The sequence below is a fragment of the Rhodococcus sp. JS3073 genome, assembly GCF_026810085.1.
Classification (GTDB): domain Bacteria; phylum Actinomycetota; class Actinomycetes; order Mycobacteriales; family Mycobacteriaceae; genus Rhodococcus_F; species Rhodococcus_F wratislaviensis.
Map to the genome: position 1 here is coordinate 914,789 of NZ_CP113952.1, position 13,445 is coordinate 928,233.

9 protein-coding genes and 2 pseudogenes are annotated in these 13,445 nt (G+C 63.3%); 6 read left to right on the top strand and 5 right to left on the bottom strand.

Annotated features, from left to right (window positions below):
- Positions 1-62: 62 nt before the first annotated feature.
- Positions 63-506: a cupin domain-containing protein gene (locus OYT95_RS42130; RefSeq protein WP_037235699.1), complete on the bottom strand. Its 444-nt coding sequence runs from the start codon at positions 504-506 to the stop codon at positions 63-65.
- A 149-nt stretch (positions 507-655) separates the two neighbouring features.
- Positions 656-1,057, bottom strand: a complete 402-nt coding sequence (locus OYT95_RS42135; protein ID WP_268792475.1) for a hypothetical protein — start codon at positions 1,055-1,057, stop codon at positions 656-658.
- 230 nt (positions 1,058-1,287) lie between these two features.
- On the opposite strand from OYT95_RS42135, the gene OYT95_RS42140 reads away from it, so the two are divergent.
- Positions 1,288-2,334: a helix-turn-helix domain-containing protein gene (locus OYT95_RS42140; protein ID WP_037235696.1), complete on the top strand. Its 1,047-nt coding sequence runs from the start codon at positions 1,288-1,290 to the stop codon at positions 2,332-2,334.
- A gap of 496 nt (positions 2,335-2,830) precedes the next feature.
- On the top strand, positions 2,831-3,124 hold the full coding sequence (locus OYT95_RS42145; protein WP_037235895.1) for a hypothetical protein: 294 nt from the start codon (positions 2,831-2,833) through the stop codon (positions 3,122-3,124).
- Between the two features lie 54 nt (positions 3,125-3,178).
- On the opposite strand, the gene OYT95_RS42150 is transcribed toward OYT95_RS42145, so the two are convergent.
- On the bottom strand, positions 3,179-3,685 hold the full coding sequence (locus OYT95_RS42150) for an Lrp/AsnC family transcriptional regulator (RefSeq protein WP_037235693.1): 507 nt from the start codon (positions 3,683-3,685) through the stop codon (positions 3,179-3,181).
- A gap of 163 nt (positions 3,686-3,848) precedes the next feature.
- Between OYT95_RS42150 and OYT95_RS42155 the strand changes: the two genes are divergently transcribed.
- Entirely contained in the window at positions 3,849-7,322 is a 3,474-nt protein-coding gene (locus tag OYT95_RS42155; RefSeq protein WP_037235690.1) for an indolepyruvate ferredoxin oxidoreductase family protein, read from the top strand.
- Positions 7,323-7,357: 35 nt separating this feature from the next.
- Here OYT95_RS42155 and OYT95_RS42160 read toward each other — a convergent pair.
- A pseudogene (locus OYT95_RS42160) lies at positions 7,358-8,225 on the bottom strand (transposase); the annotation flags it as partial.
- Positions 8,226-8,360: 135 nt separating this feature from the next.
- Between OYT95_RS42160 and OYT95_RS42165 the strand changes: the two are divergent.
- The 3 genes from OYT95_RS42165 (at position 8,361) to OYT95_RS42175 (ending at position 12,650) form a co-directional block, all read left to right on the top strand.
- On the top strand, positions 8,361-10,070 hold the full coding sequence (locus tag OYT95_RS42165; protein WP_268792476.1) for a sigma-54-dependent Fis family transcriptional regulator: 1,710 nt from the start codon (positions 8,361-8,363) through the stop codon (positions 10,068-10,070).
- A 100-nt stretch (positions 10,071-10,170) separates the two neighbouring features.
- Positions 10,171-11,676, top strand: coding sequence for an aldehyde dehydrogenase family protein (locus tag OYT95_RS42170; RefSeq protein WP_275887629.1), 1,506 nt, complete (start codon positions 10,171-10,173; stop codon positions 11,674-11,676).
- Between the two features lie 149 nt (positions 11,677-11,825).
- Complete coding sequence (locus tag OYT95_RS42175) at positions 11,826-12,650, top strand: GntR family transcriptional regulator (protein ID WP_037235688.1); 825 nt, start codon at positions 11,826-11,828, stop codon at positions 12,648-12,650.
- 42 nt (positions 12,651-12,692) lie between these two features.
- On the opposite strand, the pseudogene OYT95_RS44950 reads toward OYT95_RS42175, so the two are convergent.
- Positions 12,693-13,414 (bottom strand): annotated as a pseudogene (locus OYT95_RS44950) (IS481 family transposase); the annotation flags it as partial.
- Positions 13,415-13,445: the final 31 nt, after the last annotated feature.

Genomic DNA, 13,445 nt, shown 5'->3' on the forward strand with positions numbered 1-13,445 from the left:
TGCCCGATCTGAGGGGCTTGCTTCGACTGCGAAATCACCGTCGTCGGTTCTTCCAGGGGCTATCAGTCGCTGTACGACACGCGACTCTTGCAGCGATCGTCGTCGAGCTCGGGCAAGACGACTACCCGTTCCTGTTCGTATGCGTCGGTCCGCGCCGTGACGAATGCCGCATCGATCGTATGGCTGCGGTTGTAGGACACGTGCGGGCAGAACGGCGGGATGTACAGGAAGTCGCCCTCGCCCAGAATCAGGTCGTGCTCGAGCTCTGCGCCCCAGAAGAAGTGCACGCTCCCTTTAATTCCGTAAAGGGCTGACTCGTGCTCGAGATGGTAGTGCGCGTTCGACTTCTCGCCGGGGCGCAGTGCCGTTACCAGCAGGGACAGATGCTTCGACGGTGTGCTGACACCGTTAACCCCGAAGAGCGCGTTGACGTCCTGCTTCGCGCGAACTTCCTTCTCGGGGCGGACCCGTGTGACATCGCCATCCCATTCGACCTTGAAATCCATGATTGTGGTCCTTTCCTGTTACTTGATGAAACCGGAGCTGCGGGTTTGCGCGGTGGATCTGGTCCGCTCGTACTTGTGCGTCAGCTAAAGATGCGTATTGAGCCAAGACCGACATCGGTGCAGTACGCCTGGTAAAGATGCACGAAGCTCTAGAGGTCCACGGTCCTATTGAGCGAGTCGTCATCGTTGAGGAACTCGATCGTCCCGTCCACGGTGAACTCCACCTCGGTGTCCTCGAAGATTTGAAGCCTATGGATAGTGCCAGGGTTTTCCCGCACGAAGTCACCTGGAGCGGCCACCCAGTCGTACTCGAGGTACCTCCAGCGTCCACGTTGGGGTGACCGCCTTGACTGGCCCACGGTTTCGGTGCTTACCCAGAACAGAGTCCCCAGCGGATCTCGGTCCCAGGACAAACTGGCCGTTACGGTGTCAGCCCGAAGTAGGTTGATCTCAATGCCGTCAACCCAGGGAACCTCGTCTGTGGAAATGTATCGGTCCTCTGCCGCAAGGCGCCGCGTGATGGACAGTTCGGCGCAGTCGAGATCGCTCAATGCACTGTAGACCGCAGACCCAACGGGTGTCCCAGTCACATTTATCCCCTCTTTCGCATGGAGGTGGTCTTGTCGTTACCCGCTGGACAGATCTTGCGCCAGAGTGAGCCGACGTCGAGGATGGTGTGCAAACTTTGAACGATGAGAAATCTGGCGGCGGCGTTCATCGACATACTGAGGGTGAACGGCATCCCGTTCGGGACTTGTCATTAATGAGTAGGAGGCGCGCGATGACATCACGGGCGACTCGGGACGCGTGGGAGCGTTTTCAGTCAGGAGCGGTCGCAACTGCTCGCGCGGAGATTCTCGATTCGTGGCGGCGTTCGAAGAGCAACGGTGTCGACCCGGAGCGGCTCGAACTCGTCCATACGGAGATCGACTACGAGTCTCCCTTCGTTCGTGTCGGCGCCCCCGTTCTGCTGGGCATGGCAGACCTACTGGTCGGAAACTCCACGTCCTTAGCGCTCGCAGATGCTGACGGAACGGTCACCTGGCGTTGGGATTCCGACCGGACAGTGGGTCGAGAGCTGGACCGAGTGGACTTCGGTCCCGGCTCGCGGGTGGGGGAGTCGTTAGCCGGGACCAATGGGATCGGGATAACAACGAAAACCAACCGGCTCGCGCTGGTCGTCGGCGCGGAACACTACAAACAACCGTGGCACTCGTGGGCCTGCGTTGCTGCGCCAGTGGTGCACCCAGTCACACGCCGTGTCGCCGGCACAGTCAATGTCGCCTGCCGAGCCGAGGACGCCAATCATCTGCTCCTGGTGGTCGTCCGTTCGCTGGTCGACGGGGTCGCTTCGGCGCTGAGCGCCGCATCTACTGCACGAGAGAAGCGCATGCTCGATGCTCACCTGTCATTCCGGGCGACAGCGACCGGGCCCGTCGTAACCATCGATCGCCAGACCATGATCATTGAGGACTCGGCGGCCGAGTTCGGGTTGGACCGAGCTGAACTATGGTCGGTCGTTGCTGAGGCAGGCCCATCCGCAACGGAAGTCGCTGTCGGCGACGGCTTGCATGCTCGTCTCTATCCCGTCGTGCCAGGACGCCTCGACGACGGCGTCGTCCTCGTCATCCGACGAGGAAAGTCGCGCGGGCTGGCTCCGTCTACGGCGGCGCCCGCAGTTAGCCTTGGGCCACTGGAGCAGGCTGAGCTAAAAGTGATTACCGAAACGCTGGCGGAGTGCGGGGGTAACAAGACCGAGGTTGCGGCCCGCCTCGGGATTTCCCGAGGCACCCTCTACCACCGACTCCGCCGTTACCGACTCGCCTGAGCGAGAACAGCTGCACGGGACCCTTCCAGGTGACCCGATGCCTCCTGAAACTCCTATGCCGATGCACTGCGTGCGCGCTTGGACCGCCCCGTCGGAGATCTGAGAAACATCATGACCGCTACCTACGAGATCCCGGACAACGCTGAAAAGCTTTATCCGCGGCGGACGAGCCGTTCGCGCACGTCGCCCGTGCCTCGTCCGACATCAAATTTTGCGGTCTTCCTTCACATTAGCGGATGCGGCTCCCTCAACTCCAACACCCAGACCAGCGTGGGCGCAGTACAACGTCTTTCGATGAAAGTTCGACGAGCCCGAATTGTTTCAGATGATCAGATGATCAGATGACCACCACCGCAGGGGACTGCGTAACCCCTCGACGGCCGCTCTCCGCGTCGCCGCACCAAGTATCAACAAACGGAACAGTCAACAAGCAGGAACAACTATGAACACTGAACAAGATTCTTCCAACGCCTGCGCCTCCCATACGGGCCATCAGGTGACGCTCGACCTTCAACTGCGACGGTACCGGAACGCTCGGCGGCGAAAAGTGGCGGATAGACTGGCTAGACAGGAGCCGATCGAGTTCACCGGCGAGGCCGGAGAGATTCTCCGATTCGCGCTCATCTGGGCCCCGTACGGCGGAGCGCCCGCCGAAGAGACGTTCCAGAAGTTCGGCATGGCTCCGCGCAGATTCGCAGAGAAGCTTTGGCAGACAGTGGAAGAACTCGGCTGCGGGAGGACGATCACCAGTCAGTTCGCGTCCGTGTACGCCCATCCCGGATCCGGCTGACTGACGAGGCATGCCGAAACCCTGACGGACAGAGCGGATGCCCAGTGCGCTCCGTCAACTCGTCGACAACGGATTCGAGCGTCCCCATCCTGCTCCTCGCGTGATCTCCTCCAGTAGGGGGATCGACCGATGAGGCAGGGGAGTGGTCAGCGCGAGTCTGGTACTCGAATGAACAACCCCAGCAATGGCGACGACGCGCTCGATCAGCACCTGCAGGTCGGCCTGTGTTGGTGTAGCGACCCGGACGAGAAGATCCTCTCGTCCGGTCGTGGCGTAAACCTCGAGGACCTGGGCGATAGCTGCCAGACTATCAACCACTGCGGCCAGCCGGCCCTGCTCGATCTCAAGCGCGATGAACGCTTGCACCCCGATGCCAGCCTGAGCTAGATCGAGCTCCAGCCGATAGCCGGTCAGCAAACCCGCGTCCTCGAGCCGCCGCACACGGGACTGCACGGTGTTTCGAGACACGCCCAGGGCTGAGGACAGCTCGACGACACCAGTGCGAGCGTCGAGGGCGAGCAGACGCAGGATTTGAACGTCGAGCCTGTCGATGCTGAGCATTCTTCTCACCTCACTGTGTGACAGGGATCCTCAGATGACCCGATGGATCAGTTGCGTCGACTTGAGTTGACCGGAGCGTAAACCCCAGTCAGCCTTAGTGTTACATCACGATCACGTCGTCGCGCACGGACTGTGTGCGGAATCATGGACGGTGCACCTAATTATGACTCAGTTGACCGATGCCGCTCCGGCGTCAACCCAATTCGACCTTTCCAGCCGTTACCGGGTCTCCTCCGGGCCAGTGCTGATGACTGGTGTTCAGGCCATCGCGCGACTGCTGGTCGAACAGCACGAGCAGGATCGGCGAGCCGACAAGCAGATCGCCACCTTCGTCTCTGGCTATCAGGGCAGTCCGCTCGCCGGACTCGACAAGCTGTTGGCAAGCATTCCCGAATTGGCCTCTGAGCATGACGTGCGGCTCGTGCCAGGCATGAACGAGGAACTCGCGGCTACCGCGGTGTGGGGCAGCCAACTCGAACTTCCCAAGGGCGACCGCACCCACGATGGAATTATCGGCCTCTGGTACGGCAAAGGACCAGGCCTCGACCGGGCCAGCGACGCATTTCGCCATGCGGCCATGTACGGCGCCCATCCTGCGGGCGGTGCGCTGGCCTTGGTCGGCGATGACCCTGCCGCCAAGTCGTCATCCGTCCCTGCCGCGAGCGAGCGGTCGCTGGCAGCACTGTCAATGCCGATCTTCTTCCCCCGCAACGCAGAAGAGATCATTCAATTCGGGCTCTACGGCGTCGCCCTGTCCCGAGTATCAGGATGTTGGCCCGCGATGAAACTGGTCGCAGACGTTGCAGACGGCATCTGGACCCTTGACCGCGACTTCGCCGACCTCGATATTGTCGTCCCCACAATCGAATGGGAGGGCCGACCTTGGATCTACCGGCAGCGGGTGCTCGCGGCCCCACCGGACAGTGTGCTGGCTGAGGCCGATCTGTACGGACCCCGGTGGGCGATGGTTGAAGCTTTTAACGCCGCCAACAATATCGACCGGATTGAGGTCGACCCGGCGGACGCTTGGCTTGGCATAGTCGCCGTCGGCACCGCGTACGACTCCGTCCGCCAGGCATTGCTCGAGCTCGGCCTCACCGAGGCCGACCTGCACAACTCTGGCATCCGCATACTCCGCGTCGGAATGCCCTATCCACTCGGCGCCGACAAGGTTCGTCGGCTCGCGGCCGGGGTGGAGGCGGTCCTTGTGGTCGAAGACAAGACGGCGTTCGTGGAGTCCCAGGTCAAGGACATCCTCTACGGTCAGGCCGCCGCACCCCGCGTGCTCGGCAAACGCGGTGACGGTGGAAGCCGTCTGATCCCGCCGGACGGAGAACTGACCGCGGCCCGCCTGACTGCACCGCTGCGGAGAATCCTCAAGGACCGAGTGGCCGTCACCACTCCACCCCCGCCGCCGTTGCAGCTGACCGTGCTACCGGCTAAACGCACCGCCTATTTCTGCTCCGGGTGCCCACATAACCGCTCCACCGTGGTCCCCGAAGGATCCCTCGCGGGCGGCGGCATCGGCTGCCACACTTTGGTGACGATGTCCTCGCGCACAGACTCTCAAGTCACCGGACTGACCCAGATGGGAGGCGAAGGCGCCCAGTGGATCGGCCAGGCACCGTTCACAGACGTCCAGCACATCTTCCAGAACGTTGGTGACGGCACTTACTTCCACTCTGGACAGCTCGCCGTGCAGGCCTGCGTGGCAGCTGGGGTCAATATCACCTACAAGATCCTGTACAACTCCGCCGTAGCGATGACTGGCGCCCAGGACGCCGAGGCAGCACTCACCGTGCCGGACTTGACCCACAAACTCGCGTCCGAGGGTGTCACCAAGATCATCGTCTGCGCCGAGGAACCGCATCGACACAAGGGCGCCTCGTTTGCCCCGGGGGTGGTGCTGTGGGACCGGGACCGCCTGGACGAGGCTCAGCGGATACTGCGTGACACCAAGGGCGTCACGGTGCTGATCTACGACCAGCAATGCGCGGCCGATGCCCGACGTAAGCGCAAGCGCGGTGACCTGCCTGCGCGCCGCACCCGGGTGGTCATCAACGAGGCGGTTTGCGAGGGCTGCGGTGATTGCGGCGTCAAGTCCAACTGTCTGTCCGTCCAACCGGTCGATACCGAGTTCGGCCGCAAGACGCGCATCGACCAAACCAGTTGCAACACCGACTACTCCTGCCTGGACGGCGAATGCCCGTCGTTCGTGACAGTCGAGCTGCCCGAGAACACAACTGCCCCACGCAAGGACGTGCCGGCTCCACCACTGGTGGCGGAGCCGAACCTCCCGGCGATCACCGCCACCCACAACGTATTCCTCGCCGGCATCGGCGGTACCGGCATCGTCACCGTCAATCAGGTCCTCGGCATGGCCGCCCTGCGTGCCGGACTGCATGTCGAGGGGCTCGATCAGACCGGGCTTAGCCAGAAGGCCGGCCCAGTCACCTCACATCTGCGGGTGAGCATCGACGCAGCAGAATCCTCCAATCGGATCAGCCCGGCCACTGCCGACTGCGTGTTGGCATTCGATCTGCTGACCGCCGCCGACGCGAAGAACGCCGGAATCGGAAACCCCGAGCGTACTGTCACGGTTGCCTCCACCAGCAAAACAGCTACGGGTGACATGGTCTACGACAGCACGGTGGCCTATCCCGCGGATGAAGGGTTGCTCGAGCGACTCGACGCACGGGCCCGCACACTCACCGCGTTCGACGCGCTCGCTGCGGCGGAGGCGATCTTCGCGAACACCGCCGCAGCGAACTTCCTGCTCGTCGGTGCCGCCTATCAGGCCGGTGGGCTTCCGATTCCGGCCAGCGCCATCGAAGAGGCCATTTCAATTAACGGTGTCGCGGTCAAAGCCAATCAGACGGCGTTCCAGTGGGGACGTGTCGCGGTCGCCGATCCGGCGGCGTTCGAGGCGGTTACCACCGCTGCCAAGGCCGCCCACCGCAGCGACACCGCCGTCCCCGTCCACCTGCTCAGCGTCTCGACCGTGACAGGAGCGAGTCGGGAACTGCTCGAACGGCGCGCGGCGAACCTCGTCGCGTACCAGGGAGATCACACTGCCGTCCGCTACATCGACGTCGTCGAGTCGGTGTGGGCTGGTGAGCGGGCCGTCACCGACCGTACAGATCTGTCAGAAGCGGTGGCGAAGAACCTTCACAAGCTGATGTCCTACAAGGACGAATACGAGGTGGCCCGTATGCTCACAGACCCGGCGTTCCTCGAAGCCGTCGAGGCGGAGGTTCCGGGCGGGGCGAATCTGACTTACAAGCTTCATCCTCCGACGCTGAAGGCGTTGGGGCGCAGAAAGAAAATCGGCATGGGCCCTCGCACCCACATCGCACTCAAGGTGCTGGCAAAAGGTAAGTTTTTGCGCGGAACAGCGTTTGACCCGTTCGGATACGCGCGTGTACGTAAGGTTGAACGGCAGCTGATCGCGCACTACGAATCTATGGTCCTCGACCAGGTGAGGTCACTGACCGCCGAGTCCTACGATACCGCGGCGGCGGCGGCATCGGCGCCGGATCTCGTCCGCGGATACGAGGACGTGAAGATGCGCAACGTCCACACTTACATCCTTCGGTTGGAGGAACTCGGGATCGACACCGCCGCACTGCGGAAGTAGTCAGGCGCTCCCCCCGGGGGTCCCTATGGTTTTCGTCAAGCCGCTGAGGGGGTTGGATTCCGGTAGAGTTCCTTGTTCTTGAGCATGGCGTAGAGGACGTCGCAGCGGCGTCGGGCGAGGCAGATCAGGGCCGCGTTGTGTTTCTTCTTCTCGTCCCGTTTCTTGTCGTAGTAGGCGCGACTGATGGGGTCGTGGAGGGCGGCGAAGGCAGACAGGAACAGGGCGCGTCCCAAGTTTCTTGTTGCCGGAGCAGGCGGGGTGCTCGCCACGGATGGAGGATCCCGATTTTCGGGTGACCGGTGTGATGCCGGCATAGGCCGCCAGGTGGGCGGCGGACGGGAAGGCGGAGCCGTCGCCGACCTCGATCAGGATCCGAGCTGCTACCGAAGACGCCGATGCCGGGCATCGAGGTCAGGACTGGGGAAAGAGGGTGGTCATCGAGGGCCCTCTCCACGTCCACGGCGACCGCTTTGCGTTGTAACAGGGTCTCTTTCAGTGAATCCGCAAGTTTGGGTAGAACGGTTTCGGCGGCCGTGGTGCCGGGCGCCACCACGGCCTGCTCGTCGAGGACGGCAAGGATGTCGGTGGCCAACCTGGCGCCCATTCGGGGTGCGTGCTTGACCGCGATCGTGGTGAGCTTGCGCTTGCGGGCCTGCCGGATTCCGGCCGGCCCGCCGCAGCGGGAGAGGACCACGAGGACCGCCGGATGAGTAATGCGGGGGCCGAGGACCCGCTCGAGGGCCGGGTGGATGGAGGTGAGCAGGCCGCGGATCCGGTCCAATGATGCGGGTGGCTTCGCCGGCGAGGTCGTCGTCGAATCCGACGAGGACCACGGGGTTCGGCGAGCGCCTCGTCGCCGGTATCGACCCGGCGCCGGGTGTGCGGCATGGTGCGGGCGGTGGAGAAGCGCGGGCGTGCGTTCCTGGTCGTTCGCGTCGGTCCTGGCGGGGGTGAACGTGGCGTCCGGCTACGGTTGTAGGAGACGGGGGGCATAACGCCGAGGTGTAGAGAAAGTCCGCCCACTCCCACGTCCAGGTCGTGCACCCGCTGCAGGATCGGAGGTGTCAAACCGAGCGTGCGAAGACTGGAGGGGTCATGAGGGCCAAAATCAGCAATGACGGATCCGGGGACATGAGACCTGACATCGCCGAGTCATGGCGCCGGGCCAACCTTGCCGGACTTGATCCCACTGCGCCGTTCCAGGACCCGGCAGACGTGGAGATCGACACCGAGAGTTCGTTGCTCGTCGGAGCCGCGCCGGTGCTCGATGAGCTCGAGTCGAGCCTGCGAGGAAGCAGCTACGCGACCGTGCTCGTCGATCGAGACTGCCGGGTCGTGCGACGGTGGTTCGACGACAGACGCGTCGGGGAACGCTTCGACACACTCAACCTCCGAATCGGCGCAAGTCTCCTCGAGGACACGATAGGCACCAACGCGCTCGGGACAGTCATGGAGACTCGTCGTTCAATCGCGATCAATGGAGCGGAGCATTTCGCCCAGTCGCTTCGTTGTTTCAGCTGCTACGGACATCCGATCCGCCACCCGTTGACGAAGCGTATCGAGGGAGTGCTGGACATCTCCGCGAAGATCAACAAGGCCAGCCCGCTGCTTCCGCCGCTCATCGCTCGCGCCGTCCACGACATCGAGCAGCGACTGCTCGACGGGAGCCGTGCCTCGGAAAAGAGCTTGTTGGCGGCCTTCCAGGTCGCCGCTGGTCTGAGGAGGCGCGCCATCGTCGCGATCGGCGAGAACATCGTGCTTTCGAACCAGAGTGCATCAGACCTGTTGAGCGCCGCTGACATTGCGCTGCTCCGAGTCCTCATGGACGGGCCGACAACGCGGCAGGACAGCAAGGTCGAGCTGTCTCTTGCGTCCGGGCAGCCGGTCAAGATTCACATCACCAAGATCGATGGGGGAGGGGCCGTACTCCGTGTGGATCCGTGCAGCTCCGGTCGCACTCGGTCCGTCAGACGATCCCGATCAAACCTTGCGTCGGCTGCGGCGCGGACGATCGTGGCCGGCGAGCCAGGCACGGGCCGCACCACGAGAGCGCGCCAGCTCGCGGCGCGTCCGCCGGCGAAGCTCCTGAGGCCCGCCCTCGCACTCGTTAATGGTCGTGAGTCCTGGGCGCAGGACTTCCAGAATGCGGTGCGGGACTCGACGGGGTCGGTGTGCATCGATGGCATCGATCTGTTGCCCGACGAGCTGCTCGACCTGGTGATCGAAGCCGCCGGTGCCCGGGACAGGCCGCAGCTGATCTTCACGTCCGGTCCGATCCGCGGCTTGACCGGCCGGGCCGCCTTGCTCGCAGGCATGGCCACGCAGCGTGAGGAGCTTCTCCCGCTCTCCGTGCGGCGTACGGATATCCCCGAGATCGCCAATGCGATGCTCAGGTCCATTGGGGCGGATAAATCCGTCCATTTCACTCCGCGAGTAGTTCAGGCGTTGTCCGCACAATCGTGGCCGGGCAATCTGCGAGAGCTCAACGCCGTGATCGAGTACATGGCGAATCGGCGCACAGTAGGTGGTCTCGTGATGGACGATCTGCCCGAGCAGTACCGTTCGGTGGATCCAGCGACCCCGATGGCGGCGCTCGACCAGGCCGCACGTGACGTCATCGTGGCGGCGCTCAGGCATGCCAGCGGCAACAAGGTCAAGGCCGCAAGAGCCCTAGGTATGTCACGCACAACCTTGTACGCCCGCATGCGGACTCTACGGATCGCGACCTCTGACGCCTGGACGTCGTAGTCGGACTGTCCAGAGACTGAACACCTCTCAACGCGCAGAGCGTGAATGCTGTGTGACGCAAGCAACCTAGACAGGTGGCGTCAACCTCCGGAGGTATTTTGTGACCGCACAATTGACAGACCTGCACGACTCGGTCGTTCCGAAGGTTCGGGAGTTCCTGAGCCGACCCAAGAAGCTCTTCATCGGTGGCCAGTGGATTGACGCGGCAAGCGGCCGCTCCTTCGAGACCATCGATCCCGCGACCGGACAGGTCCTCACGACCGCGGCGTGGGGCGAGGCCGAGGACATTGACCGAGCAGTCAAGGCCGCACGCACCGCGTACGAGGGAGAGTGGAGCCTCTGGACTCCAGCGCAGCGCCAGCGACTGTTGTTCCAGATCAGTGAGAAGATCTACGAGCGTGCCGAGGAGCTAGCGCAGCTCGAGGCTCTGGACAATGGCAAGTCCGTCGGCGTGGCGCAAGCCGTCGACGTCACGTGTACTGCGGAGCTCTTCGCGTACTACGCGGGTTGGGCCACCAAGATCGAGGGTCGCACAATCCCGGTATCCGTCCCCTGGGCTCCGGGCACGACGTGGCATGCCTACACGCTCCGTGAGTCCGTGGGCGTGTGTGGGGCTATCGTGCCCTGGAACTTCCCTCTCCTGATGGCGGCGTTCAAGATCCCCGCTGCACTCGCGTGCGGAAATGTCGTCGTGCTCAAGCCGGCCGAACAGACTCCACTTTCTGCCCTCCTGCTGGCCGAGATCATGGCCGAGGCCGGGCTGCCCGACGGGGCGTTCAATGTCGTCACCGGGTACGGCGACGCCGGGGCCGCCCTTGCCTCGCACATGGACGTCGACAAGATTGCGTTCACCGGGTCGACCGAGGTAGGCAAGCTCGTCGTCGACGCTGCGAAGGGAAACCTCAAGAAGGTCTCGCTTGAGCTCGGCGGCAAGAGTCCCCAGATCGTGTTCGCAGACGCCGACCTCTCGACCGCGATTCCAGGAACTGCCAGCGGATTCTTGTTCAACCACGGCCAGGCCTGCACATCTGGCTCTCGTCTCCTTGTCGAGGACTCGATCTTCGACGAGTTCACCCAAGGCGTGGCCGAGGTCGCGAAAGCCAGCAGGATCGGCCATGGCTTCGACCCCGAGGCTGAAGTCGGACCCCTCATCTCCGAGGAGCAGCTCACCCGAGTGACGGGCTACATAGATGCGGGCCTACGGGACGGCGCTCGTGCGCTGTCCGGGGGCGGTCGCCACGGCACGGACGGTTTCTACGTCGAGCCGACCGTTCTGGTCGACGTGAAGGACGATTTCAGTGTCTATCGCGAGGAGATCTTCGGCCCCGTCGTGGTCGCCACCCCGTTCAACGCCGAACGGGGTGTCATCACGCAGGCAAATGACACCCCGTTCGGGCTGGCGGCCAGCGTCTGGACCCAGGACATCTCGAAGGCGCACCGGACAGCTCGCCAGATCAAGGCAGGCAGCGTGTGGATCAACTCGCACAACGCGTTCGATGCCGCTCTGCCCTTCGGCGGGTATAAGCAGTCCGGCTGGGGCCGAGAGCTGGGCGAAGGTGCGATCGACGAGTACACCCAGACGAAGACGGTGAACGTCGCACTCTGACAACGGTGTGGCTCTCGTCGACTCCACAATGGATTCGACGAGAGCCACGTGACTGTACGACCTTCGCGGGACGAAGGTGTGAACTCACTTCTGAAACCTATACCCTGAGGGCATGTGGATCCTAGAGGCCCTCGAGGACGGTGACCTCGGTGAGTGAGTTGTCTGACCGGCGACGATTTGATCGCGGTGGCGACATCCCTGGCCTAGACGCCGATCTGTGCGAGTCGGAGGAAAACGGAGCGAGCCGTGCGGGGCGCACGAACACCGAGTGGGTGTACGAGACGCTGAAGGGCGCGATCCTCGACGGCACCCTCGAACCGGGCACGGCTATCTCACAGAGCACGCTGTTTCAAAGCATCAGCGTCAGTCGCACGCCGGTGCGCGAGGCGATCCGCATGCTCCAGGCCGAGGGGTGGCTCGAATCCCAGCCCAACAAGCGCGCGCGGGTCGCGCCGCTGTCGGCCAGCGATGTCGAGCAGCAATTCGCCGCGCGCATCGCGCTGGAAGGGCTCGCGGTCGGCATATCCGTGCCGCACATGGCTGACGACCTGCCAGAGATGCGGGACCTCCTCAGACAGATGCGGGTGGCAGTGGAAGCGCACGACTACGAAGCGTGGGTCACCCCCCACAAAGCCTTCCACCGCGCGCTGACACGGGGAGCTGGCGAGATGATCGGCCAGTTGTGTGCCTCGTTGTCGGACTCGACGCAGCGCTACATCAATCTTTGCATGAAGGACATGCCGATGGCCTACATGCTCGGCGAGGCTGAGCACCAGACGATCTACGAGGCGTGTGAGGAAGGCAATTCGCTGGTGGCATCGTCGCTGCTCGCCAAGCACCTGGCCCGCACTGCCATTCAACTTGTGGGAATATTGGATCCATCTCGGGAGCCGACGCCGATTCGCACGGCGGTCAAGCTGATCGGCGATCCGGGCATCGATGCCCCCTCCACGAAGTCCCGCGGGGCGCTTTAGTTTCTGGGGATGTTGTGGCCGGTGAGGTCGATAGGTGACTTTGCCGCCAATCCCGGTGTGGGGTCGGGTGGTGATGGAGCCAGGCCCAGTCGGCGGCCAAGGTGCGAGTGAAGCGCTCGACCTACCTGTTCGGCGATAGGGGCGGGTGTAGCCGTGGTTGAGGTTCGGACTGTGCGCCGCTGCGAAGCAAGATGAGCGATAGCAGGATCCGTTGTCGGTCAACACTGCCCGCACCTCGATATGGTGGCCGCGAAGAATGCTCGGGCCCCGTTCCCAGAACGCGGCGGCGGTCTCGTTGTGTTCGTCATGGTGTTCCTCCGAGTCCGCCACGCCTGGCGGCTGGGAGGCGCGTAACCCACGCCCTGCTTCTTGTTGCGACGGTTGCCGATGCTCCGCCCGACTTTGCGGTGCCAGCCCCCGTCGGGAATGCGGCCGAGTTTCTCAAGGTCCAGGACCCGTGCGCCCGTGGTGTTCTAGTGGTGGGCGGCGAACGGGAAGTCCGGTGTCCTGATCAAGCTTCGACAGTGGATCGGGGCAGGTGCAGGTAGCTGAAGCGGGGTGGCCGCCAGCGGTGGGTGAACCGAGGCCTGATGATCCGCCGTTGGTGCCGTTCGGTTTGCGAACGCGGTGCGGTGTGGGCGGGACTCCTCCCGCCTTTTCGATGAACTACGGCTAGACGCTTGTTGACGGTCCATGAAGCGGCGGGCCCGTTTTTCTAATGCCTGAAGGTCATCGATTTCGCTTGCATCAATCAATTCGCACAAAGTGGATACATGTCGTTGACGTTCACGAGAT